Genomic DNA, 24919 nt, shown 5'->3' with positions numbered 1-24919 from the left:
CCCCGCAAGGGGGAGGAGAGACTACGCCGCGGCCTTCAGGACCGGCTGTTCCTGCGCCGCGTCGCGCAGGGCCTCCGGGCCCTTGCGGGCGGTGAAGGACTGGAAGCTCTCGTCCTTGTTCTCGCGCAGCGCGAGGTAGGTCTTGAGCAGGGCCTCGATGCGGGCAGGCGCATCCTCGGCCTTCACGGCCTTCCAGATCTCGGTGCCGATCTTGGGGTTCTCGGCGAAGCCGCCGCCGACGACGATGTCGTAGCCCTCGACCGTGTCGCCTTCCTCGGAAACGACGACCTTGGCGCCGATCAGGCCGATATCGCCGATGTAGTGCTGGGCGCAGCTATGGTGGCAGCCGGTGAGGTGGACGTTCACCGGCACGTCGAGGCCCGGCACCGCCCGCTCCACGTGATCCGCGATGATCATCGCGTGGCCCTTGGTGTCGGAGGCCGCGAACTTGCAGCCGCGGGCGCCGGTGCAGGCCACCAACCCGGAGCGGATGCCCGCGGCCTTCGTGGTGAGGCCGAGGGCTTCCACGCGGGCCTCGACCTCGGCGACCTTGGCGTCTGGCACGCCGGAGAAGATGAAGTTCTGCCAGACCGTCATACGGAACTGGCCGTCGCCGCACTCGGCCGCGATCCTGGCCAGCCCGCGCATCTGATCGGTGGTCATCTTGCCGACCGGGAGCACCACGCCGACCCAGTTCAGGCCGGGCTGGGCCTGTGCGTGCACGCCGACATGGCTGAAGCGGTCGGTCGGGCGGCGGGGCGCGACGTGGGCAGGCTCGACCCGGTCGAGCTTGCGCCCCAGCTTCTCCTCGACGGCGGCGATGTACTTGTCGAAGCCCCATGCATCGAGGACGTACTTCATCCGGGCCTTGTTGCGGTTGGTCCGGTCGCCGTTCTCGATGAAGACCCGGATGATCGCGTCGGCGACCCGGTTGCAATCCTCGGGCTTGAGGACGATGCCGGTGTCGCGGGCGAGATCCCGATGGCCCGAGATGCCGCCGAGCACGAGGCGCATCCAGACGCCCGGCGCGACCGCGGCCCCCTCCAGCACTTCGATCGCCTGGAAGCCGATGTCGTTCGTTTCCTCCAGGGCCGGCGTCACGCCGCCGCCGTCGAAGGACACGTTGAACTTGCGCGGCAGGCCGTAGAGCGAGCGGTCGTTGAGGATCCAGTTGTGCCAAGCCTTGGTGAGGGGCCGCGTATCCAGCAGTTCCTGCGCATCGATCCCGGCAGCCGGCGAGCCGGTGACGTTGCGGATGTTGTCGGCGCCCGCGCCCTGCGCGGTCAGGCCGAGGTCGGTCAGCCCGTCAAGGAAGGGCTGCGCGTGCTCGGGGGCGATCTCGCGCACCTGCAGGCCCGCGCGGGTGGTGACGTGGCTGTAGCCGCCGCCATGGGCGTCCGCGAGGTCGGCGATTCCGGAGAACTGCCAGTGCTGGAGGATGCCGTTGGGCACCCGGATCCGGCACATGTAGGAGACTTGGTTCGGCGCGACCCAAAACATGCCGTGATAGCGCCAGCGGAAATTGTCCTCGGGCTTGGGCTGCTTGCCGGTGGCAGCCTCCGCCTTCAGGCGGTTATGGCCCTCGAACGGGTTTTCCGCGCGCTTCCACTTCTCTTGGTCGCAGAGCTTGCCGCCGTCCTTGATGGTGCGGTCCTGCGCCTTGATGTGGATCGCGTCCGGGCCGGTCGGCTCGGTGACGCCGCCTTTGGGCACCTGTCCGATCGCGAGCCCGCCGGTCATCCGCGCGGCGGCAATGCCCGAGGCGAAGCCTTCGAGATACCGTTGCTGCTCGGCGTTGAAGTCGTCTGCCATCGCTGCCTCACTCACGCTGCGAGGGGTTCGGGGGCCGGGCCGAACATCAGATCGTCCCGGTCGTTCGGTTCGAGCGGCGTGCGGTCGCGGATCAGCGCCTTGCAGCGCGCCTGCTCGGAGATGTCGCCGACGAACACCGCACCCGCGAGGCACCCGTCGGCGATGATCAGCTTGCGGTAGAGGCCCGCCGCGGCGTCGTGCATCACCACCGCCTCGGCGCCCTCGGGGGTATCGACCACGCCCGCCGAGAAGACGGGTAGGCCCGACACCTTCAGGCTCGTGGCAAGCGACGTGCCGGGATAGGAAGCGGGCTCCCCGACGAGGTGTCGCGCCAGCACCTCGGCCTGCTCGTAGGCCGGCTCGACGAGGCCGTAGACGGTGCCGCGATGCTCGGCGCACTCACCTAATGCGAACACCGCCGGATCGGAGGTGGTCATCCGGTCGTCCACGGTGATGCCGCGCCCGCAGGCGAGCCCGCAGGATTGCGCGAGCGCCGTCGAGGCGCGGATGCCGACCGACATCACCACGAGGTCGGCCGGGATCGCGCTGCCGTCCTTGAAGCGCAGGCGCTCGACCCGACCGTCGCCCTCGATGGCGGCGGTGTCGGCGGACAGCATCACCTTCACGCCGCGCGCCTCCATCGCGGCGCGCACGAGGCGGGCGGCGGCGTGATCGAGCTGGCGCTCCATGACTCGGTCCATCACGTGGACGAGCGTGGTGTCGACGCCGAGCCGGGCGAGGCCGACCGCGGCCTCAAGACCCAGCAGACCGCCGCCGATGACGACGGCCTTGGCGTGCTCCACCGCGGCCTTCCGGATCGCGGCCACGTCGGCGAAGTCGCGGAAGGTCAGCACGCCGGGCAGGTCGATGCCCGGCAGCGGCAGGCGGATCGGCAGCGAGCCCACCGCCAGCACCAACCGGTCGTAGGGCAGGACATGCGCCGAGCCGACGACCGCCAGCCGGTTGGCCCGATCGATTTCGGTCACCGGCGCGCCGGTGACGAGGCGGATGCCGTGCTCCTCGTACCAGGGGAGGGGACGGAAGCCGCAGGCGGCCTCGTCCACCTCGCCGCCGAGCAGCGAGGAGAGCAGCACCCGGTTGTAGGCCGCCACCGGCTCGGCGCCGACCACCGTCACGTCGAACCGCCCCGGCGCCCGCTCGGTCAGCCGCTCGAGGAAGCGGAGCGAGGCCATGCCGTTGCCGACGACGACGAGCCTTTCCTTTGAATTTTGGGGTTCTGTCGGCATCGCGATGCTTTGTTCGGAATGTCCTACCCTGGCCCTCATCCTGAGGTGCCGGAGCGAAGCGGAGGCCTCGAAGGAGGCCTCCAGTCTGCTGGCGATCCCTGGAGCCCTCCTTCGAGGCTGCTTCGCAGCACCTCAGGATGAGGGTCAGGGTGGGAGGGGAGCCTTCGTCAGGCCGCCAGCGCCGGCCGGGCGTGGCGTGCGTAAAGGAATTCCAGCACCGCGGCGCGGGCGTGGACGTAGGTGGCGTCCTCCACCAGATCGAGACGGCGGCGCGGGCGGGCCAGCGGCACCGGCAGGATCTCGCCGATGGTGGCCGAGGGGCCGTTCGTCATCATCACGATGCGGTCGGAGAGCAGCACCGCCTCGTCCACGTCGTGGGTGATCATGATGACGGTGTTCCTGAGCCGCGTCTGGATCTCCATGAGCTGGTCCTGGAGATGGGCGCGGGTGAGCGCGTCCAGCGCGCCGAACGGTTCGTCCATCAGCAGAACCGTCGGCTCCATGGCGAGCGCGCGGGCGATGCCGACGCGCTGCTTCATGCCGCCGGAGATCTCCGCCGGGCGCTTGTCGGCGGCGTGCATCATGTTCACGAGCGCGAGGTTGTGCTCGATCCACTCGGCGCGCTCTACCCTAGACTTCTTGCCCTTGAGCACCTTGTCGACGGCGAGCGACACGTTCTCGCGCACCGTCAGCCAGGGCAGGAGCGAGTGGTTCTGGAACACCACCGCGCGGTCGGGGCCGGGCGCGTTCACTTCCTTGCCGTCGAGCAGCACGCCGCCGGTCGAGGCCTTGAGCAGGCCGGCGACGATGTTGAGCACCGTCGACTTGCCGCAGCCCGAGTGCCCGATGATCGAGACGAACTCGCCCTTGGCGATGTCGAGGTTCACGTCGCGGAGCACTTCCGACGTCTTGCCGCCGCGGCGGAACGAGATGCCGACCTGGGAGAGGGAGAGATGAGCCATTGTGATGCTCCTCAGGCTGCGCTGGTGCCGCGGGTGACGAGCACGCCTAAGCCCGCGACCAGACGGTCGAGGACGAAGCCGATGAGCCCGACATAGACGAGGGCGACGATGATCTCGCTGATGTGCGACGAGTTCCACGCGTCCCAGATGAAGAAGCCGATGCCGACGCCGCCGATCAGCATCTCGGCCGCGACGATGGCGAGCCAGGACAGGCCGACGCCGATGCGCAGACCGGTGAAGATGTACGGCGCCGCCGACGGCAGCATGATCTTGTAGAAGAACTCGATCGGGTTCAGCCGGATGACCGCGGCGACGTTGCGGTAATCCTGCGGGATGTTGCGGATGCCGACCGCCGTGTTGATGATGATCGGCCAGATCGAGGTGATGAAGATCACGAAGATCGCACTCGGCTGGCCGTCGCGGAAGGCGGCGAGCGAGAGCGGGAGCCACGCCAGCGGCGGGATCGTGCGCAGCACCTGGAAGATTGGGTCGAGGCCGCGCATCGCCCATTCGGACTGGCCGACCAGCGTGCCGAGCATCACGCCGGCGATGACGGCGAGCGTGAAGCCGAGCGCCACGCGCTGAAGGCTCGCGGCGATATGCCAGAACAGCCCCTTGTCGGTGCCGCCGTTGTCGTAGAACGGATCGACGATGATGTCCCAGGCCTCCGTCACCACCCGCGAGGGCGGCGGCAGGCCGGCGGTGGGGGAGGAGCACAGCACCTCCCACAGGAGCAGGAAGCCCGCCAGCACGACGAGCGGCGGCACGATGCGCGCCGCGATTCCGCGCACGCCCGCCATGGTGATCAGCGGCCCGCGGGCCTTGGTGGCGGCGCTCGCGCGCGCCGCGGTCGAGAGGGTTGCTCCGGTGGCCATCACGCGACCTTCTTGATGCCGAGGCTGGACAGGTAGGCGGCGGGGTTTTCGGGGTCGAAGACCTTGCCGTCGAACATCGTTTCCTTGCCGCGGGAGGTGGAGGTCGGGATGCTCGCCACACCCAGCGCCTTGGCGGCGTCCTTCCACAGATCCTCACGGTTCACCTTGGCGATCAGCGCCTTGGTGTCGGTGGTGGGATCGAACTTGCCCCAGCGGATGTCCTCGGTGAGGAACCAGAGGTCGTGGCTCTGGTAGGGATAGGAGGCATTGTCGTTCCAGAACTTCATAATGAAGGGGCTGTTCTCGACGACCTTGCCGGTGCCGTAATCGAACTTGCCCTTCATGCGATCGACCACGTCGGCGACCGGGACGTTGATCCACTGGCGCTTGGCGACGATGGCCGCGAGTTCGTCCCGGTTTTCGGGCTTCTCGCACCATTGCTGGGCTTCCATCACCGCCATCAGCAAGGCTTTGGCCGCGTTCGGATACTTGTCGACCCAGGCCGCGCGCATGGCGAAGGCCTTTTCCGGGTGGTCCTTCCACAGTTCGCCGGTGGTGATGGCGGTGTAGCCGATGCCCTGATGGATCAGCTGCTCGTTCCACGGCTCGCAGACGCAGAAGCAATCCATCGTGCCGACCTTCATGTTCGCCACCATCTGGGGCGGGGGCACGACGATGGTCTCGATGTCCTTGTCCGGGTCGATGCCGCCGGCCGCGAGCCAGTAGCGGATCCAGAGGTCGTGGGTGCCGCCGGGGAAGGTCATGGCGGCCTTGACCGGCTTGCCCGAGGCCTTCTTGGCCTCCAGCGCCGTCTTGAACGGCTTGGTGTCGAGGCCGATCTTCTGGTCGAGATATTCCTTCGAGATCGAGATGCACTGACCGTTCAGGTTCAGCCGGGCCATGATGTACATCGGCACCGGGACGTTGTTCTGCGTCACCCGGCCGGCCGAGATCAGGTAGGGCATCGGCGTGAGGATGTGGGCGCCGTCGATGCCGTTGCCCTCGGAGCCGAGCACGAGGTTGTCGCGGGTGGTGCCCCAGGAGGCCTGCTTGAGCACCTCGGTGTCCGGCATGCCGTACTTGGCGAACAGGCCCTTCTCCTTGGCCACGAACAGCGGCGCCGCGTCGGTGAGCGCGATGAAGCCGAGCTTGGCCCCCTTCACCTCCGGCCCCGCGCCCTGCGCGAAGGCGCCCCCCGGCAGCGCCGCACGGGCCGCGCCGGCAAGGGCCAGCGCGGCGGCCGCGCCCTTGATGATGCCGCGGCGGGTCGTGTTGCCGTGATCCATGCTCATCCGCTTCCCTGTCCCCCGCGCGTCTTCGGCGCATGAAAAAAGCCGCCGTCCGGGATCGCTGGCGCGATCGAAATCAGCGCGTGCGAGTGGTCCGGATCAGCGGCTCTGCTGACGGTCGGGCGCGTCGTCGTTGACGGGCCGATGCGAGGGGGCTTGCAGGGACCGTGCCAAGCCGGGGTGGGGGCGCCTCGTGCCGCGTGAAACGGCGAGTGAGCACCTTCGGCTACCGCGCCGGGCGCTTCTCCTCCCCCTTGCGGGGAGGAGGTAGGAGGTGGGGGTGGTTCAGGATCGAGCGGGGCGGTGCCTCCTGCCCGACCCCCACCCCTGACCCCTCCCCGCAAGGGGGAGGGGACCCGCGCTCGACCTTTCGATACTGCCTAGTTTGAAGGCAGCGCGTTTGCGCTGCACAAAAAGCAAGCGCCCAAAGCTCCGATGCCCACTGCCTCGCCAGCCTGCTCACGACGGTGAGATGGCTCGCGGCAGCCAGAGCCGCGCTCAGCCGCCCGTCGCCTCATCGAAAAGATCCGGCCGGTAGAGCGCCGCCGCCCGCTCGGCGAGGTCGTCCCCCTCCGCCTGCCCGCACGCCGCCATCTGCGCCGCGAACCACCGCGCATGCGCCGGGTCGGGCCGGTAGACCGCCGCGTCGAGGCGCAGGTAGGCGGGCGCCTGTCGCGTCGTGCCCGCGGTGTCGAGGATCAGGTCGCCGGCCAGCGTCCGGGCCAGCAGCGCGCGGTCGGGGCCGAGGCCGGCCTGTTCGGCCAGCAGCGTCGCGAGCGCCGGGCGGTTGGCCGGGTCGGCGCACCACAGGCCGGCACGGTGGACGGCGCGGACCAGGGCGGGGGCGAAGCCGGCCCCGTGGGCCGGTAGGGCCAGCACCTTCTCCGGGCAGTCGGGGGCGATGTCGCAGCCGAGCGCGGCGATGCGCCCCAAACCGGCGGCGACCGCGATGGCGTTCCAGGGGGCGCCGACGCAGAAGCCGTCGATGAGGCCGCGGCGCAGGGCATCGACCGTATCCGGCGGAGGCACCACGACGAGGCGCACGTGGGCGTCGAGATTGAGCCCGCCGAGGCGCGCGAACAGGCGCAGCTGGTAGGAATGCGACGAGAACGGATGCACCGTCCCGAGCGTCAGCGGCCGGCCTTCCGTGGCGCGGGTGCGCGCCAGGGCGGCGAAGGCCGCGGCCACGTCGGGCAGGGCGTCGCGCTCCGGCGCCATCTCGGCCCACAGCGCGCTGGAGACGGTCAGCGCATTGCCGTTGAGGTTGAGCGCCATCGGCACGCAGAGGTCGGCCTGCGGTCCCGACAGCCCGAGCGCGCTCGCGAGCGCCAGGGCCCCGAGCATGTGGGCCGCGTCGAGATGGCCAAGCGCCAGCCGGTCGCGGAGCGTCGCCCAGGACGGCTCGCGGGACAGCGCGAGGTCGAGCCCCTCGTCGCGGGCAAAGCCCAGGGTCGCGGCGGCGATCACCGGGGCGGCGTCCGCGAGGGGGACGTATCCGAGGGTGAGCCTCATCCGAGCAGGTCCGCGGCGGTGACGATGGCGCGGGCGATGTCGGCGATCTTGCGCTTCTCGTTCATGGCTTGGCGCCGCAGCAGCTTGTAGGCCTCGTCCTCGCTCAAGCTCTTGCGCGCCATCAGGATACCCTTGGCCCGCTCGATCAGCTTGCGGTCGGCCAGTTCCGAGCGCGCCTCCTCCAGCTCGCGCTGGAGCCGGGCGAAGGCGTTGAAGCGCAGGATGGCGATGTCGAGGATCGAACGGATGCGGTCGGCGCGTAGCCCATCGACCACGTAGGCCGAGATGCCGGCATCCACCGCGGCCTGCATCATGGTCTGGTTGGAGCGGTCCACGAACATCGCCACCGGCCGCTCGGCCTGCCGCGACAGGCCGGACATCTGCTCCAACACGTCCCGGCTCGGGCTCTCCAGATGCACCACGATCACGTCCGGCTTGAGCGCGGCGACGCGGGCCTGGAGGCCGGGCCCGTCGGGAATCACCGCAACATGCTCCACCCCGGAGGCGCGCAGGCCCTCTTCCAGGATCGCCGCGCGGGCGGGGCTCGGGTCGATCACGGCGACGGTGAGGCTGGTCTCGGTCATCGAGGCCTGGGTAGCGAGGGGTCCGGTGGGCAGGGAGGCAAGCGATATGCCCGCTCTCCTCGGTATCTGCGCAATTCCGTAACAGATCCGAAATGCGTCGGCCCCGCTTCCGCCGCAAACCGGGCCGAACACTCAAGGGCAGGCGACGTCATCGGGAGGGCTCATGCGCACCGTCGATCCGCTCCGTCAACCGGAGGGAACCGCGACGCATCGCTCGGTGGTGCCGCCCTTCCTGCCGACCCTCGGGCTCGCGCTCGTCGCCGGCCTGCTCTCCCTCGTCTGCCGCGAACCCGCCGAGGCGCCGAAGGCCGCCCCCGAGCGTCCGCCGGTGATGTCGCTCGCGCCGGGCCTCTCGACCTTCGATCCGGGCCGCGCGTTGCTGACCGCCGAACTCGATCCGGTGCCCGCGAGCGAGGCCTTCGCCCGCCTGACGCCGCTGGTGACGGGCAGCATCGAGCCCGCAAGCCGCCCGGCGCGCTTTGCCAACACCAGCCGCGCGGAGCGCCGCAAGGCGCCGCCGAGCCGGATCGCGGTCGGCCATCCCGCCGCCCCGCCGCCGGCGGCGACGCAGACGGCGGCCAAGCCCGTGCCGTCGCCCTTCGCCGAGGTCGAGGCCGAGAACGGCCGCTTCCTGCCCCGCGGCGCGCTGCCCTTCGCCGACACGGCGGACGCCGTGCTCGACACCGCCCGGGGCTTGGGCGAAAGCGTGACGAGCCTCGGCAGCTCGGTCAGCACGATCGTCACAGCCCTGCGCTGATCGCAGCCCGGCCCGTCGGACGGGCCGTTTTTCGCATTTGCTAAGGCCCGGCGCCTTGCGAAGCGCGGCCGTCGCGCCACTTCGCCGGGTCAGTGCACCCGAAGCGAGACCCGCGGCCCGCATCCCCCCGTGCCGTCCGGCTCGAAGGACCGGAGACGGGAGACCTGCATGGCGGGACGGATCGAGGATTACGCCCTGATCGGCGACGGGCGCACGGCGGCGCTCGTCGGGCGCGACGGCAGCATCGACTGGCTGTGCATGCCGCGGTTCGATGCCGCCGCCCTGTTCGCGAGCCTGCTCGGCACGCAGGAGCACGGCTTCTGGAAGCTCGCGCCGACAGCCGAGGACGCCGAGCATTCCTGGCGCTACCGCGGTGGCTCTCTGGTGCTGGAGACGACGCACCGGACCCGCGAGGGCGAGGTGCGGGTGACCGACTTCATGCCGGTCGGCGACGGCAGCCACGTCATCCGCCTCGTCGAGGGCGTGCGCGGGCGCATGGCGATGCGCATGGATCTGGCCGTGCGGTTCGATTACGGCTCGGCGGTGCCGTGGGTGTCGCGCAGCGAACTGGGCGACCTGCGCGCCATCTCCGGCCCGCACAAGGTGGTCCTGCGCACCAACGCGCCGTTGCGGGGCTCGACCCACCAGACCACGGTCTCGGAATTCACCGTCTACAAGGGCGACGCGGTCCGCTTCGTGCTGAGCTACGGCGCCTCGCACGAGGACGACCCGCCGCCGATCGAGCCGCGCCGCTGGCTCGACGACACCAACCGGTTCTGGCGCGACTGGTCGGACCGCTGCACGCTCGAGACGCCCTGGAACGACATCTTCCGGCGCTCGCTGCTGACGCTCAAGGCGCTGATCTACCGCCCGACCGGCGGGATCGTCGCCGCGCCGACCACCTCGCTGCCGGAAGACCTCGGCGGGGTGCGCAACTGGGATTACCGCTTCTGCTGGCTGCGCGATTCGACCTTCACGCTGCTGGCGCTGATGGATTCCGGCTACATCGACGAGGCGCGCGCGTGGCGCGACTGGCTGACCCGCGCGGTCGCGGGCAATCCGGAACAGGCGCACATCCTCTACGGCATCGCCGGGGAGCGGCTGCTGCCGGAGATCGAACTCGACTGGCTGCCCGGCTACGAGGGCTCGAAACCGGTGCGGATCGGCAATGCGGCCATCGCCCAGTTCCAGCTCGACGTCTACGGCGAGCTGTTCGACGCGTTGTATCAGGCCCGCGTCCGCGGCATGTCCGACGATCAGGAAGGCCGCCGCGTCGGTCAGGCGCTCATCAAGCATCTGGAACGGGTCTGGCGCGAGCCCGACGAGGGCATCTGGGAGGTGCGCGGCGGGCGGCGCCACTTCGTCCACTCGAAGGTGATGGCCTGGGTCGCCTTCGACCGGGCGGTGCGCAGCGTCGAGACCTTCCGCAAGGACGACCCGACCGCGGCCGAACTCCCGCTCCATCACTGGCGCACGATCCGCGACGAGATTCACGCCGAGGTGTGCGAGCGCGGCTTCGACACCGAGCTGAACAGCTTCGTCCAGAGCTACGGCAGCAAGGCGATCGACGCGAGCGTGCTGCTGATCGCCCATATGGGCTTTCTGCCGCAGGACGATCCGCGCGTCGTCGGCACGGTGGCTGCGGTCGAGAAGCACCTGATGCGCGACGGCTTCGTGCTGCGCTACGAGACCGAAGGCACCGATGCCGACGGCCTGCCGGGCAACGAGGGCGCCTTCCTGCCCTGCAGTTTCTGGTACGCCGACAACCTGATCGGCCTCGGCCGTTGCGAGGAGGCGCGCGCGCTGATCGAGCGCCTGATCGGCATCTGCAACGACCTCGGACTGGTCTCCGAGGAGTACGACGTGCGCGCCAAACGGCAGGTGGGCAACTTCCCCCAGGCGTTCACGCATGTTGCGCTCGTCAACACGATCCTCAATTACAGCCGCGCGATCGGTCCTGCGAAGGAACGGGGCAGCGGCGCGGACCATTCCGAGTCGAGGACAGGCGAATCCATCGCGGCGCAATAGCGCGTCCCGCGGGCAAGCGGGTGATGGAAGCGAGAGAGACGGTAGACTGATGAGCGGTGCAGATACGAGCCCCAAGGCGGCTCTCGCTGAGGGCGACAAGCTCGCGATCGATACGATCCGGACGCTGGCCATCGACGCGGTGCAGAAGGCGAATTCCGGCCATGCCGGCGCGCCGATGGCGCTGGCGCCTGTGGCCTACACCCTGTGGAACCGGTATCTGCGCTACGATCCGGCCCACCCGCATTGGCCGAACCGTGATCGGTTCGTGCTCTCGGCGGGCCACGCCTCGATGCTGCTCTACGCGCTGCTGCATCTCGCCCGCGTCGCCGAGAAGGACGGCGCGAACGCGCCGGCCGTCTCCCTGGATGATATCAAAAAGTTCCGGCAGCTCGACAGCCGGACGCCGGGGCACCCGGAGTATCACTACACCACCGGCGTCGAGACCACGACCGGTCCCCTCGGGCAGGGCGTGGCGAATTCCGTCGGCATGGCGATCGGCGGGCGCTTCAAGGGCGAGCGCCTGAACCGGCCCGACCTGCCGCTGTTCGACTACAACGTCTACGCCATCTGCTCGGACGGCGACCTGATGGAGGGCGTCAGCCAGGAGGCCGCGTCCATCGCCGGGCACCTGCGCCTGTCGAACCTCTGCTGGATCTACGACAACAACACCATCACGATCGAGGGCCACACCGAGCTGGCTTTCTCGGAAGAAGTCGCGACCCGCTTCCTGGCCTATGGCTGGCAGGTGCTGCGGGTGGCCGACGCCAACGACACCCACGCGATTTCCGCCGCGCTGGAGACCTTCCTCCAGTCGAGCGACCGCCCGACGCTCATCGTCGTCAATTCGATCATCGGCTACGGCGCGCCGAAGAAGCAGAACACGGCGAAAGCCCATTCCGACGCCCTCGGCGAGGACGAGGTGAAGGGCGCCAAGCGCGCCTATGGCTGGCCCGAGGACGCGCAGTTCCTCGTGCCGGACGGCGTCTACGACACGTTTGCCGACGGCATCGGCAAGCGCGGCGCGGCGCTCTATTCGCAATGGGAAGGCTTCTTCGACGCCGCCAAGGCCGCCGACCCGGAGCATGCCGAGGAGCTGTCGGCCTTCCTCGAAGGCCGGCTGCCGAAGGGCTGGGATAAGGATATCCCGGTGTTCGAGCCGGACGCCAAGGGCCTCGCCACCCGCGAATCGTCCGGCAAGGTCTTGAACGCCATCGCCCAGCACGTGCCGTTCCTGCTCGGCGGCTCGGCCGACCTCGCGCCGTCGAACAAGTCGAACCTCACCTTCGAAGGGGCGGGCTCGCTCACCCCGTTCGAGCCGGGCGGGCGCAACATCCATTTCGGCGTGCGCGAGCATGCCATGGGCTCGATCGTCAACGGCCTCGGCCTCGTGGGCCTGCGGGCCTACGGCGCGACCTTCCTGGTCTTCGCCGACTACATGCGCCCGCCGATCCGGCTCGCCGCGCTGATGGAGCTGCCGATCTTCCACATCTTCACGCACGACTCGATCGGGGTCGGCGAGGACGGGCCGACCCACCAGCCGGTGGAGCAGATCCTCTCGCTCCGCTGCATCCCCGGCCTCGTGACCCTGCGCCCGGCCGACGCCAACGAGGTGGCGGAAGCCTACCGCGTCATCTTCTCGCTGAAGGACCAGCCGGCGGTGCTGGCGCTCTCGCGCCAGCCGCTGCCGACCCTCGACCGCACGAAGTACGCGCCCGCCTCCGGCACCGCCAAGGGCGCCTACGTGCTGGCCGATTGCGAGGGCACCCCGGACGTGATCCTGATCGGCACCGGCTCCGAGGTGCAGCTCTGCCTCTCGGCCTACGAGACGCTGAAGGGCGAGGGCGTGAACGCACGAGTCGTCTCGATGCCGTCCTGGGACCTGTTCGAGCGCCAGGACCAGGCCTACCGCGACAGCGTGCTGCCCCCCGACGTGCTCGGCCGCGTCGCGGTGGAGCAGGGCAGCGTGATCGGCTGGGACCGCTACGCCGGCTCCACGGGTTCAATCGTCGGCATGCACACCTTCGGGGCCTCCGCGCCGATCAAGGACCTCTTGGGCAAGTTCGGCTTCACCGCCGAGAAGGTGCTGGAGGCCGCCCGCACGCAGGCGAAGCGGGCGAAGAAGTAGGCCACAGGGTCCCTCGATCGCCGAAAAAGGCGCTCTCCTCCCCCTTGCGGGGAGGAGGGAGGAGGTGGGGGTGGTTCAGGATGGGGTGGGGCGGTGCCTTCTGCGCGACCCCCATCCCTACCCCTCCCCACAAGGGGGAGGGGACCCGCGCTCGACGCGGTAAACGTCAGCTCGCCTTGGTCTTGCGGGCCGTCGCCTTGGCGGCGGGCTTCGCGGCCGTCTTGGATGCCGTCTTCCGCGTCGCCGGCTTCTTCGCCTTGGGTGCGGCGTCCGCCGAATCCGCCGCCTTCGCCGCCGGCTTTCGGGCCGCCGTCTTGCGCGCCGGCTTCTTGCCGCCGCCGGCCGCGCGCTTGGCCTCGATCAGTTCGATCGCCTGCGCGAGCGTCAGGCTCTCGGCGGCCATCGATTTCGGCAGCGTGGCGTTGACCGAGCCGTCGCTGACATAGGGGCCGTACTTGCCGGCCTTGACCACGAGGTCGAGCCCGCCCGGATCCTGGCCGACGACGCGGCCCGGATCGGCCGCGCCCCGGCCGCCGCGCCCGCCGCCCTGCTCCTTGGCGACGATGAGATCGATGGCGCGGTTGGCACCGACCTCCAGCACGTCGTCGTCACGCCCGAGGTTGGCGTAGGTCTTCCCGTGCTGCACGTACGGGCCGTAGCGGCCGATATTGGCCAGGATCGGCTCGCCGGTCTCGGGATGCTTGGCGACCTCCCGCGGCAGCGACAGCAGCTTGAGTGCCACTTCGAGGGTAACGGAGGACGGCGTCATCCCCTTGGCCAGCGAGGAACGCTTGGGCTTCTCCGCCCCCTTCTCGGCCGAGGCCTCGCCGAGCTGCACGAACGGCCCGAACCGGCCGTCGCGCAGGGTCACGGGCAGGCCGGTGGCCGGGTCCTCGCCGAGCACCCGCACGCCGGGCTGGCCGCCCTCCGCGGACGAGCCGTCCCCCTCGCCCTCGACCGCGGAGGCCGAGAGCTGGCGGGTGTACTTGCACTCGGGGTAGTTCGAGCAGCCGATGAAGGCGCCGAACTTGCCGAGCTTGAGCGAGAGCTGGCCCGCGCCGCAGGTCGGGCAGCTGCGCGGGTCCGAGCCGTCGCCCTTGTCCGGGAAGATGTGCGGCCCGAGCAGGCCGTTCAGCGCCTCCAGGACTTCCGCGACGCGCAGTTCCTTGGTGCCGCCGATGGCGGCGGAAAAGTCGCGCCAGAAGTCGCGCAGAACCGCCCGCCAGTCGATCTCGGCGTTCGAGACCCGGTCGAGCTGCTCCTCCAGGCTCGCGGTGAAATCGTACTCGACGTAGCGCTTGAAGAAGCTCTCGAGGAAGCCGGTGACGAGCCGGCCCTTGTCCTCCGGCTGGAGGCGCTTCTTCTCGATCTTGACGTATTCGCGATCCCGCAGGGTCTGGAGCACCGCCGCGTAGGTCGAGGGCCGGCCGATGCCGAGTTCCTCCATCCGCTTGACGAGGCTGGCCTCGGAATAGCGCGGCGGCGGCTCGGTGAAGTGCTGGGTCGAAGCGATGCGCTCGCGCTTCAACGGATCGTTGGCCTTCATCGCGGGCAGGCGCTTGCCGTCCTCGTCCTCCTCGTCGTCCTTGCCCTCCTGATAGAGCGCGAGGAAGCCGTCGAAGGTCACGACCTGACCGGTGGCGCGCAGATCGAGCTTGCGCGGCCCGACCCCCGCGGCGATGTCGACGGTGGTGCGCTCGAACTCGGCCGATTCCATCTGGCTCGCCACCGTGCGCGTCCAGATCAGCTCGTAGAGCTTGGCCTGCTCCGGTTCGAGGAAGCGGGCGACCGACTTCGGCAGACGGCCCATGTCGGTCGGGCGCACGGCCTCGTGGGCCTCCTGCGCGTTCTTGGCCTTCACCGTGTACTTCCGGGGCACGTCCGGCACGTACGCGTCGCCGAACTCGCGCCCGATCACCCGGCGGGCGTCCTGAATCGCCTCCGGCGCCATGTCGACGCCGTCGGTCCTCATGTAGGTGATGATGCCGACGGTCTCGCCGCCGACATCGACGCCCTCGTAGAGCTTCTGGGCGACCCGCATGGTCTGGGCCGGCGCCATCCCGAGCTTGCGCGAGGCCTCCTGCTGGAGGGTGGAGGTCGTGAACGGCGGCTGCGGGTGGCGTTTGGCGGGCTTGGCCTCGACGCTCGCCACGTGGAACGTCGCGAGTTCGAGGTCGCGCTTGAAGGCGGCGGCCTCCTCGCCGTTGCCGATGTCGAGGCGCTGGATGCGCTTGCCGTCGGCGCCCACCAGCCGGGCCTCGAACACGCCGCCCCCCTCGGTCGCGAGCGTGGCGATGAGCGTCCAGTACTCGCGGGGCTTGAACCGCTCGATCTCCATCTCGCGCTCGACGACGAGGCGCAGCGCCACCGACTGCACGCGGCCAGCCGACTTCGCCCCCGGCAGCTTGCGCCACAGCACCGGCGAGAGGTTGAAGCCGACGAGGTAATCGAGGGCGCGGCGCGCCAGATAGGCATCGACCAGCGCCTGATCGATCTCGCGGGGCTTGCGCATCGCCGCATCGACCGACGCCTTGGTGATGGCGTTGAACGTCACCCGCTCCACGGGGATGCCCTTGAGCACCTTCTTGGCGGTCAGCGCCTCGATCACGTGCCAGGAGATCGCCTCGCCCTCACGATCCGGGTCGGTCGCGAGGATGAGCTTCTCCGCGCCCTTCACGGCGCGGGCGATCTCGGCGACGCGCTTGGCGCCGCGATCCTCCACCTCCCAGATCATCGCGAAGTCGGCCTCCGGATCGACCGAGCCGTCCTTCGCCGGGAGGTCGCGGATATGGCCGAACGAGGCCAGGACCTCGTAGTCGCTCCCCAGGTACTTGTTGATCGTCTTGGCCTTGGCCGGCGACTCGACGACGACGACTTTCATGAACCTCTGCCTCTCGCCAGAGCCTCACCGCGGGGACGGTTTTGGGGATCAAGCGCCGACCGGACATCCGTCGACGGCCGGGGCTCGCGCCGCGCAGAAGTGGGTGAGCGGGCCTGCGTTGTCAAATCGGCACGATCCCGCGGGGCGGGGGCGCAAGCATCGTCAAGGCCGGCACGCCCAGCCTTTCCCACCCAACCCCCTCATCCTGAGGTGCGACGCGCAGCGGAGCCTCGAAGGAGGGCTCCAGGGATCGCAGAGGCTTCTGGAGCCCTCCTTCGAGGCCGCTGACGCGGCACCTCAGGATGAGAGCGTTGGATGGGACGAGGCGACCGGACGGTCTCAAATCCCCGCGTACCACTCGTAGCCCCGGTCCTCCCAATACCCGCCGCCGCCCTCGCCGACGCCCGCGAGCGTATCCCGCACCTCGATCCGCTGGATGTACTTCGCCTGCTTGTAGCCGAGCTGGCGCTCGACCCTGAGGCGCAGCGGCGCACCGTTCGAGACCGGCAGCGCCTTGCCGTTGAGATCGTAGGCCAGGATCGTCTGCGGGTGGTAGGCGTCGGTGAGGTCGATGCTCTCGTAGTAGCGGATCGGCGTGCCCTTCGAGGTGTCGGAATCGGGCGCGTCGGCGTCCGGCGCCTCGGCCCCGGCGGCCTTCGAGTCGCTCGCTTGGTTCTCCTCGCCCTCCGCGCGGGCGGTCATGTCCGGGTTGGCGGTCTCGGTGTCGCCGCTCATGGCGAATTCCATCGTGTCGGCGCAGTGGAACACGATGTAGCGAGCCTCCGGCTTCAGCCCGGCGCGCTTCAGCACCTCGGCGAGCGGCACGCCGGTCCACTTGCCGATGGCGCTCCAGCCCTCGACGCAATCGTGGCGCGTGGTTTGGGTGCGGGCGGGCAGCGCCCGCAGGTCGGCGAGCGAGAGGGCCTGCGGGTTCTCCACGAGGCCGTCGATGCGCAAGCGCCAATCCGAAAAGTTCCTGGCGGCCAGCGCCTTGTAGTCGCGGTCCTGCGGATCGATCGTCCCGTTCGGCTTGAACCAGGGGGAGATCTCCGAATCCGGAAACTCCTTGGCCAGCGAGGCCGGGGTCAGCAGCAGGCGCTGGACGTAGAGGTTGGCGTCCTCGCCGAGCTTGAGCGTCTGGCGGCCCCGCGGCGTCACGGCGAAGCGGTCGCAGCCGCCGAGCGCCGAGACGCCGAGCAGACCCGCGGCGGCGGTGAGGAAGCCGCGGCGATGGGTGAGGGGACGAGCGAGGCGGCGCATCATCGGATCTCTTCCGGGCCGGCGGGCAGCTTGCGGCGCTCGATGACGTACCAGCCGGTCAGCATGCTGCGCATGTTGTTCCAGAGACCGGAGGCGAGCACCAGCAGGACGTGGACGATCACGAATAGCACCAGCAGGTTCGTGACGATGAAGTGGACGGTCCGGGCCGATTGGCGCCCGCCGAACAGGTCCGGCAGCGGCACCACGGCGTTGACGCCGGGCGACATCGACAGGCCGGTGAGCAGCATCAGGGGCAGCAGGATCAGCACGACGACGAGATAGGTGAGCTTCTGCAGCACGTTATAGCGCTTGGCCTCGTCGCCCTGCGCGAAGTGCAGCGTCAGGTGCTCGCGGATCGAGGCGCCGAGACCCCGCATCTGGTCGCCCTCGGGGATCAGGCGACGGCGCAGCTGGCCGGTGCCGATGCCGTAGATCAGGTAGATCAGCCCGTTGATCACGAAGGCCCAGGCGAACAGGAAGTGCCACCGCCGCCCCGTGGCGAGGTCCTGATGCGCCGGCAGGGTCGCCCAGGACGGGAAGGCGCGGCCCGTGGCCTCGCCGTTGAGGTTCGACAGCCCGAGCCAGCCGGTGGTGTCGAAGGACTTGCCGGCCACGTAGGTGACGCCGCGCGCCGTGCCGTCGTCGCGCTGGTCGTCGGTGATCGCGACGAACGGCCGGTCGAAGGTCGAGGCCGAGCCCCAGTAGAGCGCCGGATGGGCGTTGAAGATCTGCAGGCCGCTCATCAGCAGGATGGCGAGGCAGACCACGTTGATCCAGTGCGCGAGCCGGATCACCAGCGGATGGCGAAACATCCAGCGGCGGCGTACGGTCTCGACGACGTCGCCCTTTCCTAGGGCGCTCTTGCCCAACGCGGTTCCTGCGGCCACGGCGGCGTTCCTCGTCCCGGTCACACGACAACGCCCGCCCGGTCGAACCGGACGGGCGCTCTCAAACTACCCCGGCGCGGGGCGCCGGGCGAGAAGACTACATGCCGCCCTGGCCGCTCATGCCACCCTGGGACTCCATCCCGGAGTTCATGCGCTTCGACCGCATCATCTTCTTGCTCTTCATGGGCTTCTTCATCTTCTTGGAGCTACGCTTCATCGGGCGCTGCTCCTGACCCATGTCGTCACCCATCTGGCCCTGCTGCATCTGGCCACCCATCGCCGGGTCCATCCCGGCGCCGGGCTGCATGCCCTGCGCGAAGGCTCCCGACGACAGGCCGAGACCCAGCGAGAGGGCGCCGGCCGTGAGGAGAAGTCGAGCGTTCATGGCATTCCTTTCGGTTCGGCGAGCGGGGCGGTTCGGCGCGTCACCGCATCCGAGCCGCCGTGCCCGCGGACAGGCTGCCAACGGCTCGGCATCCGGATCGTTCAAATTTTTCTCGTTCACGGGCTCGCGAGGATCAGGAAATTCTCTTGGCCGCGACAGGGATGGAGGATTCTTTTCGCACGTGCGGGTTGCGCCTCCGCGCGTTCCATTCCTCGACGGTCGTCATTCCGGGACTCGCGAAGCGAGAACCCGGAACCCACGACAGGGCACGACGCCATACAGAGCCGCGCATCACGGGTGGATTCCGGGTCCCGCTACGTGGCCCCGGAATAACCGGGGGCAGGCACCGCCCCGCCAGCTCGCCTTGCCGCCGCCGTCGCCCCCCCCTATAGCCACGGCCGACGCCGGAACCGCAGCATGACCGCCGAGATCGCACCCGCCTTCCCGCACCGTCACCTGCTCGGCATCGAGGGCCTGAGCCGGCCGGACATCGAAGCCCTGCTCGCCCGCGCCGACGACGCGGTGGCGCTGTCGCGGCAGGTCGAGAAGAAGCGCACCACCTTGCGCGGTCGCACCCAGATCAACCTGTTCTTCGAGCCCTCGACGCGGACCCAATCCTCGTTCGAACTCGCCGGCAAGCGGCTGGGCGCCGACGTGATGAATATGTCGGTCGCCTCCTCCTCGGTGAAGAAGGGCGAGACCCTGATCGACACCGCCGCGACGCTCAACGCCATGCGCCCCGACATCATCGTCGTGCGCCACCATTCCGCGGGCGCGGTGCATCTGCTGGCCCGCAAGGTCGATTGCGCGGTCGTCAACGCGGGCGACGGCGCCCACGAACACCCGACCCAGGCGCTCCTCGACGCGCTGACGATTCGCCGCAACAAGGGCGGCATCGAGGGGCTCACCGTGGCGATCTGCGGCGACGTCCTGCATTCGCGGGTCGCGCGCTCCAACATCCTCCTGCTCAACGCGCTCGGCGCGCGGGTGCGGGTGATCGGCCCCTCGACGCTGCTGCCGACCGGCGTCGCCCGCTTCGGCGTCGAGGTGTTCACGAACATGCGCGAAGGGTTGAAGGGCTGCGACATCGTCATGATGCTGCGTCTCCAGCGCGAGCGCATGAACGGCTCCTTCGTCCCCTCGGTGAAGGAGTATTTTCGCTATTACGGCCTCGACGGCGACAAGCTGGCGCTCGCCAAGCCCGACGCCCTGGTGATGCATCCGGGCCCGATGAACCGCGGCGTGGAGATCTCGTCCGAGATCGCCGACGGGGCGCAATCGCTCATCCGCGAGCAGGTCGAGATGGGCGTGGCGGTGCGGATGGCCGTGCTCGAAGCGCTGGCCACGCACCTGCCGAACGGCTGATTCTTTTTTTCGGATTTCGACGCGTCGAACCCACACGTCGCGGGACGACCCGCGCCGTCATCGCGAGGCGGAATTGACGCGATCCAGGGCGCGACGCGACCGAAGGGAGCGCAACGGCTTCGTCACGAGCGCTCATCCAACCCATCCCCCTCATCCTGAGGTGCCGCGTCAGCGGCCTCGAAGGAGGGCTCCAGGGATCGCGCGACCTCCGGAGCTTTCCTTCGAGGCCTCCGCTGCGCTTCGGCACCTCAGGATGAGGGTCAGGGGTGGAAAAGGGTCGAGGTAGCCGTCGTCTTCCGAACCTGCGAAGCACTGGATTGCGCCGGTTCCGCCTCGCGCTGACGGCGTGGAACGGCCTTCGCAGTGCCGTCTTCAGGTAATGACATTGCCCCGCGTCACCGTCTGATCGACGACGATGCCCGGCGGGCGGTAGCGGTCGGCGTTGGACACGCCCACCACCATGACCTCGCAGGCCAGGATCAACATCAGGACGTGGCGACGGGCCAGCCGGCGGCGGGGCGTCTCCGGCATCGGCGGGCGGGTCAAGGGTCGGCTCCGGGCTGGTTAACGAACCCTTAACACTCCCGCTCGCGCCGCGCTCCCTCTCTGCGCACTCGACCGCGCCGGATGGTTAATCCGGCGGTGGACAAGCCGCCCGCCCGCGGCCTAAGCCGGCCTCCCGCGCGCCGGAGGCCTTTTGCAATGTGGGACAGCGTCTTCCCTGGCCTGACGCCCGGCCTCCGGTCGAGCGAGGCCGACCTCGCCCGGGCCGAATCCGAACTCGGCTTCGCCCTGCCGGGCAGCTACCGCAGCTTCGCGCGCGAATGCGGCGCCGGGCGGATCGGCGGGCATGTGCGCCTGTTCACCCCCGTGCCGGTGGAGGCCGCCGACCTCGTGGCGCGCGCCCACCTGATCGCCCACGGCATCGCGCTCGCCATCGACGGCCTGAAGGGCGAGGGCGACGAGCCCCACCGCTTCACCGTGGAGGGCGACGCCGATGCCGGCCTGATGGACCGGGCCTGCTTCTTCGGCGAGACCGCGCGCGGCGACTTCCTGTTCTTCGACGTGACGCCGGGTTTCCCGGAATACGACATTTGGGTGCTCAACGCCGATCTGGAGACGGTGCATTTCGGCGGCGCCGACCTGCCCGCGTTCGTGCGCGGCCTCCAGGGACTGGAGGTGCTGCACATCCTCGGCGAGGGCGCCGGCCCGCTACCCGCGACCTTCGAGGGCGACGACGCCGAAACGCTCGAAGCACTGGGGACGACCGAGGCGTGAACCGCGACGAGATCGCCGCCTTCGCCGCGGCCTCCGCCGGGCAGCCGCGCCTGATCGGGCTCGACCTCGGCACCAAGACCATCGGGGTCGCGCTGTCCGATGTCGGGCGCCGGATCGGCTCGCCGCTGGAGACGATCCGCCGGGTCAAGTTCACCCCCGACGCGCAACGCCTCGCCGCGCTCTGCACGCAGCACGGGGTCGGCGGCATCGTGATCGGCCTGCCGCTCAACATGGACGGCACGGAAGGCCCCCGCGCCCAGTCGAGCCGGAGTTTTGCGCGCAACCTGAAGCCGATCCTGCCGCTGCCGGTGCTGTTCTTCGACGAGCGGCTCTCCACCGCCGCCGTCACCCGCACGCTCTTGGAGGCCGACGCCTCGCGGGCGCGAAGGGGCGAACTCGTGGACAAGCTCGCCGCCGCCTACATCCTGCAAGCCTGCCTCGACGTGATGGGCGGGCTGAGGCCGAGCGTCGGGTTCGACGACGCTTTCGATTAGGGACCGACGCGACCTTGAGCGAGGCTCAGCGACGGCTTGTCCTTACCCCGCATCACCGCCGTCGCGGCGAGCCCAAGCCCGATGAGCGACACCACCGCGGCCAGCACCGGCAACTCGCGATAGCCGGCCCCCAGCGTCAGCGCCGTGCCGCCGAGCCAAGCGCCGGTGGCGTTGCCGAGGTTGAACGCGCCCTGGTTCAGGGTCGAGGCGAGGTTCGGGGCGTCGCTCGCCGCCTCCACCACCCAGACCTGAAGCGGCGAGACCAGCGCGAAGGCGAGCGCGCTCCACACCACCAGCACGGCGAGCGCCGGCACCGTGTGGGGCGCGACGAGGGCCAGCACCAGCAGCACCCCGACGATTCCGGCAAAGCTGCCGAGCACGGTGCCCATCAGGCTGCGGTCGGCGAGCCAGCCGCCCGCGAGGTTGCCGATTGTGAGCCCGACGCCGGCGGCGAACAGCGCTCCCGTGACGCCGCCCGGCGTCAGCCCGGTCACGCCGGTGAGGAAGGGGGCGATGTAGGTGAACACGGTGAAGAAGCTCACCGAGGACAGCGTCGAGACCAGCATCGGTCGCAGAACCGGCCAGCGCCCCAGCGCCCGGAATTCTTTCGCCAGACCGCCGCGGGTGCCGGGCATCCCGCCGGGGAGTGCGAAGGCGATGGCCCCGCCCGCCGCGAGCCCGATGCCGACCACCGCCCAGAACGTCGCGCGCCAGCCGAGCGCCTGTCCGAGCGCGGTCCCGAGCGGCACGCCGAGCACGTTGGCGAGCGTGAGGCCTGCGAACATCAGCGCCACGGCCTGGGTGCGCTTCTCCTTGGGCACGAGATCGCGGGCCACGATGGCGCCGATGCCGAAGAAGGCGCCGTGGGCAAAGGCGGTCGCGACGCGCGCCGCCATCAGCGGCCAATAGGCCGGCGCCAGGGCGCAGGCGAGGTTGCCCAGTGTGAACACCGCCATGAGGGCGAGCAAAGCCGCCTTGCGCGGCAGCGGCGCGGTCGCCATCGCGACGATCGGCGCGCCGATCACCACGCCGAGCGCGTAGCCCGAAACGAGATGGCCCGCCTGCGGGATCGTGACGCCGAAGTCCTGGGCCACCTCGGGCAAGAGCCCCATGATGACGAACTCGGTGGTGCCGATGCCGAACGAGGCGACGGCGAGCGCGAGGATGGGAAGCGGGAGCATGGGGCTCCTTCGGGCATGGGGGAGGGCGCGATGCTGCGCTGCGGCAAGACCGTAGATGGCCGTTTCCGCCGGCCCGTGGACCGGGAGGGGGCGGGAGGCTGGCCTGCGCGACGGGCAGGGCTGCGGCTTCCCGCACGAGCGCCGATGCCGTAAATCCGCGGCGAGTCACCCCCAAAGATACCTGCGGACGCCATGATACGCCTCGACAAGATCGGCAAGCAGAACGGCCGGCAGCTCGTTTTCATCGAGGCTTCCGCTGCGCTGCAGAAGGGCGAGAAGGCCGGGCTCGTCGGACCGAACGGAGCGGGCAAGACCACCCTGTTCCGGATGATGACCGGCGAGGAGCCGCCGGACGAGGGCCAGGTCTCGACCGATCGCGGCATCACCATCGGCTATTTCAGCCAGGATGTCGGCGAGATGGCCGGCCGCACGGTGGTGGCCGAGACCATGGCCGGAGCCGGGCCGGTCAGCGAGATCGCGGCCGAACTCAAGGAGATCGAGGCCGGGCTCGCCGATCCCGACCGCGCCGACGAGATGGAGGCGCTGATCGAGCGCTACGGCGAGGTGCAGGGCCGGTTCGAGGAACTCGACGGCTACGCGCTGGAGGGCCGCGCCTACGAGGTGCTGGCGGGCCTCGGCTTTTCTCAGGAGATGATGGACGGCGATGTCGGCAAGCTGTCCGGCGGCTGGAAGATGCGCGTGGCGCTCGCCCGCATCCTGCTGATGCGCCCCGACGTGATGCTGCTCGACGAGCCGTCGAACCATCTCGATCTCGAGAGCCTGATCTGGCTCGAGGACTTCCTGAAGAACTACGACGGCGCGCTGATGATGACCTCGCACGACCGCGAGTTCATGAACCGCATCGTCACCAAGATCGTCGAGATCGACGGCGGCAGCCTCACGACCTATTCCGGCGATTACGGCTTCTACGAGCAGCAGCGCGCCATGGCCGACACCCAGGCCCAGGCGCAGTTCGAGCGCCAGCAGGCGATGCTGGCCAAGGAGATCAAGTTCATCGAGCGCTTCAAGGCCCGCGCCTCGCACGCGGCTCAAGTCCAAAGTCGGGTGAAAAAACTCGACAAGATCGAGCGGGTCGAGCCCCCGAAGCGCCGCCAGTCCGTGGCGTTCGAGTTCCAGCCGGCACCCCGCTCGGGCGACGACGTCGCCATGCTCAAGGGCATCCACAAGAGGTACGGCAGCCGCATCGTCTACGAGGGGCTCGACTTCTCGATCCGCCGGCGTGAGCGCTGGTGCATCATGGGCGTCAACGGCGCCGGCAAGTCGACGCTCCTGAAGCTCATCACCGGCAGCACCCCGCCGGATGCCGGCACGGTGACGGTCGGCGGCAGCGTCAAGCTCGGCTACTTCGCCCAGCACGCCATGGACCTGCTCGACGGCGACGCCACCGTGTTCGGCGATCTGGAGGCGAGCTTCCCGCAGGCGGGGCAGGGCTCGCTGCGGGCGCTGGCCGGCTGCTTCGGCTTCTCCGGCGACGATGTGGAGAAGCCCTGCCGGGTGCTCTCGGGGGGCGAGAAGGCCCGCCTCGTGATGGCCAAGATGCTGTTCGACCCGCCGAATTTCCTCGTGCTCGACGAGCCGACCAACCACCTCGACATCGGCACCAAGGAGATGCTGATCGAGGCGCTGGCGCAGTTCGAGGGGACGATGCTGTTCGTCTCCCACGACCGCCACTTCCTCGCCGCGCTCTCCAACCGCGTGCTGGAGCTGACCGCCGACGGCGTGCACCAGTACGGCGGCGGGTACACCGAGTACGTCGCGCGCACCGGGCAGGAAGCGCCGGGCCTGCGGGGGTAGGGCGGCCTTCCAAATCGCATTCGGCGCAGAATTGCGCGCCTCTCCTCCCCCTTGTGGCAGGGCTATCGCATATGACTTTTCGGCGCGTCGATCCGCGTTGAAGGCCATGCGTTGACGCCTCCTTATAGACAGGAGGTGATCGATGCTGGAAGTGCAGGGTTTGTTTTCGGCGGTGCCGGACC

General features: G+C 69.5%; 20 protein-coding genes. 7 read left to right on the top strand and 13 right to left on the bottom strand.

The features are described 5' to 3' along the window. Nucleotides 1-21: 21 nt before the first annotated feature. The 7 genes from AAHG03_RS19905 to AAHG03_RS19875 all read right to left on the bottom strand — a co-directional run bounded on the left by AAHG03_RS19905 (nt 22) and on the right by AAHG03_RS19875 (nt 8281). Nucleotides 22-1812, bottom strand: coding sequence for a NirA family protein (locus AAHG03_RS19905; RefSeq protein WP_342152659.1), 1791 nt, complete (start codon nt 1810-1812; stop codon nt 22-24). 11 nt (nt 1813-1823) lie between these two features. Next, entirely contained in the window at nt 1824-3059 is a 1236-nt protein-coding gene (locus tag AAHG03_RS19900; protein ID WP_342152658.1) for an NAD(P)/FAD-dependent oxidoreductase, read from the bottom strand. A 167-nt stretch (nt 3060-3226) separates the two neighbouring features. Beyond that, entirely contained in the window at nt 3227-4021 is a 795-nt protein-coding gene (locus AAHG03_RS19895) for an ABC transporter ATP-binding protein (RefSeq protein WP_342152656.1), read from the bottom strand. A gap of 11 nt (nt 4022-4032) precedes the next feature. Continuing rightward, entirely contained in the window at nt 4033-4896 is an 864-nt protein-coding gene (ntrB, locus tag AAHG03_RS19890) for a nitrate ABC transporter permease (RefSeq protein WP_342152654.1), read from the bottom strand. Then, nucleotides 4896-6188: a CmpA/NrtA family ABC transporter substrate-binding protein gene (locus tag AAHG03_RS19885; protein WP_342152653.1), complete on the bottom strand. Its 1293-nt coding sequence runs from the start codon at nt 6186-6188 to the stop codon at nt 4896-4898. Before AAHG03_RS19885 ends, ntrB begins: the two co-directional genes overlap by 1 nt. A 495-nt stretch (nt 6189-6683) precedes the next feature. After that, on the bottom strand, nt 6684-7697 hold the full coding sequence (locus AAHG03_RS19880; protein ID WP_342152652.1) for a CmpA/NrtA family ABC transporter substrate-binding protein: 1014 nt from the start codon (nt 7695-7697) through the stop codon (nt 6684-6686). Further along, a complete protein-coding gene (locus AAHG03_RS19875; RefSeq protein ID WP_342152651.1) occupies nt 7694-8281 on the bottom strand; it encodes an ANTAR domain-containing response regulator in 588 nt (195 codons plus the stop codon). Before AAHG03_RS19875 ends, AAHG03_RS19880 begins: the two co-directional genes overlap by 4 nt. Before the next feature lie 163 nt (nt 8282-8444). Here AAHG03_RS19875 and AAHG03_RS19870 point away from each other — a divergent pair, with 163 nt between their 5' ends. The 3 genes from AAHG03_RS19870 to tkt all read left to right on the top strand — a co-directional run bounded on the left by AAHG03_RS19870 (nt 8445) and on the right by tkt (nt 13191). Further along, on the top strand, nt 8445-9038 hold the full coding sequence (locus tag AAHG03_RS19870) for a hypothetical protein (RefSeq protein ID WP_342152649.1): 594 nt from the start codon (nt 8445-8447) through the stop codon (nt 9036-9038). 168 nt (nt 9039-9206) lie between these two features. Continuing rightward, the gene (locus AAHG03_RS19865; protein WP_342152648.1) at nt 9207-11066 is read left to right on the top strand and encodes a glycoside hydrolase family 15 protein; all 1860 of its coding nucleotides are present in this window, start codon (nt 9207-9209) and stop codon (nt 11064-11066) included. A 49-nt stretch (nt 11067-11115) separates the two neighbouring features. After that, complete coding sequence (tkt, locus tag AAHG03_RS19860; RefSeq protein ID WP_342152647.1) at nt 11116-13191, top strand: transketolase; 2076 nt, start codon at nt 11116-11118, stop codon at nt 13189-13191. 166 nt (nt 13192-13357) lie between these two features. Here the strand turns inward: tkt and topA are convergent, their stop codons facing one another. The 4 genes from topA to AAHG03_RS19840 all read right to left on the bottom strand — a co-directional run bounded on the left by topA (nt 13358) and on the right by AAHG03_RS19840 (nt 18604). Beyond that, nucleotides 13358-16072, bottom strand: coding sequence for a type I DNA topoisomerase (topA, locus tag AAHG03_RS19855; RefSeq protein ID WP_342152645.1), 2715 nt, complete (start codon nt 16070-16072; stop codon nt 13358-13360). A 339-nt stretch (nt 16073-16411) separates the two neighbouring features. Next, the gene (locus tag AAHG03_RS19850) at nt 16412-17335 is read right to left on the bottom strand and encodes a molybdopterin-dependent oxidoreductase (protein ID WP_342152644.1); all 924 of its coding nucleotides are present in this window, start codon (nt 17333-17335) and stop codon (nt 16412-16414) included. After that, the gene (locus AAHG03_RS19845) at nt 17332-18144 is read right to left on the bottom strand and encodes a cytochrome b/b6 domain-containing protein (RefSeq protein ID WP_342152801.1); all 813 of its coding nucleotides are present in this window, start codon (nt 18142-18144) and stop codon (nt 17332-17334) included. Before AAHG03_RS19845 ends, AAHG03_RS19850 begins: the two co-directional genes overlap by 4 nt. Before the next feature lie 172 nt (nt 18145-18316). Further along, nucleotides 18317-18604, bottom strand: a complete 288-nt coding sequence (locus tag AAHG03_RS19840; RefSeq protein WP_056245208.1) for a hypothetical protein — start codon at nt 18602-18604, stop codon at nt 18317-18319. A 417-nt stretch (nt 18605-19021) separates the two neighbouring features. Here AAHG03_RS19840 and AAHG03_RS19835 point away from each other — a divergent pair, with 417 nt between their 5' ends. Next, nucleotides 19022-19969 (top strand): aspartate carbamoyltransferase catalytic subunit, encoded by a 948-nt coding sequence (locus tag AAHG03_RS19835; RefSeq protein ID WP_342152641.1) that lies wholly within the window; start codon nt 19022-19024, stop codon nt 19967-19969. A 372-nt stretch (nt 19970-20341) separates the two neighbouring features. Here AAHG03_RS19835 and AAHG03_RS19830 read toward each other — a convergent pair whose 3' ends face one another. Further along, a complete protein-coding gene (locus AAHG03_RS19830; protein ID WP_342152639.1) occupies nt 20342-20515 on the bottom strand; it encodes a hypothetical protein in 174 nt (57 codons plus the stop codon). Nucleotides 20516-20671: 156 nt separating this feature from the next. Here AAHG03_RS19830 and AAHG03_RS19825 point away from each other — a divergent pair, with 156 nt between their 5' ends. Both AAHG03_RS19825 and ruvX read left to right on the top strand, forming a co-directional pair. Then, nucleotides 20672-21247: an SMI1/KNR4 family protein gene (locus tag AAHG03_RS19825; RefSeq protein WP_342152638.1), complete on the top strand. Its 576-nt coding sequence runs from the start codon at nt 20672-20674 to the stop codon at nt 21245-21247. Beyond that, a complete protein-coding gene (gene ruvX / locus AAHG03_RS19820) occupies nt 21244-21741 on the top strand; it encodes a Holliday junction resolvase RuvX (RefSeq protein WP_342152635.1) in 498 nt (165 codons plus the stop codon). The genes AAHG03_RS19825 and ruvX overlap by 4 nt, the downstream gene beginning before the upstream one ends. Here ruvX and AAHG03_RS19815 read toward each other — a convergent pair. After that, a complete protein-coding gene (locus AAHG03_RS19815) occupies nt 21738-22922 on the bottom strand; it encodes an MFS transporter (protein ID WP_342152634.1) in 1185 nt (394 codons plus the stop codon). The genes ruvX and AAHG03_RS19815 overlap by 4 nt on opposite strands. 192 nt (nt 22923-23114) lie before the next feature. On the opposite strand from AAHG03_RS19815, the gene AAHG03_RS19810 reads away from it, so the two are divergent. Further along, nucleotides 23115-24737, top strand: a complete 1623-nt coding sequence (locus AAHG03_RS19810) for an ABC-F family ATP-binding cassette domain-containing protein (protein ID WP_342152633.1) — start codon at nt 23115-23117, stop codon at nt 24735-24737. The last annotated feature ends 182 nt before the right edge of the window (nt 24738-24919 follow it).

It is taken from the genome of Methylorubrum subtropicum (assembly GCF_038442325.1).
Lineage (GTDB): Bacteria > Pseudomonadota > Alphaproteobacteria > Rhizobiales > Beijerinckiaceae > Methylobacterium > Methylobacterium subtropicum.
This window is presented reverse-complemented; position numbering and strand designations above follow the sequence as displayed.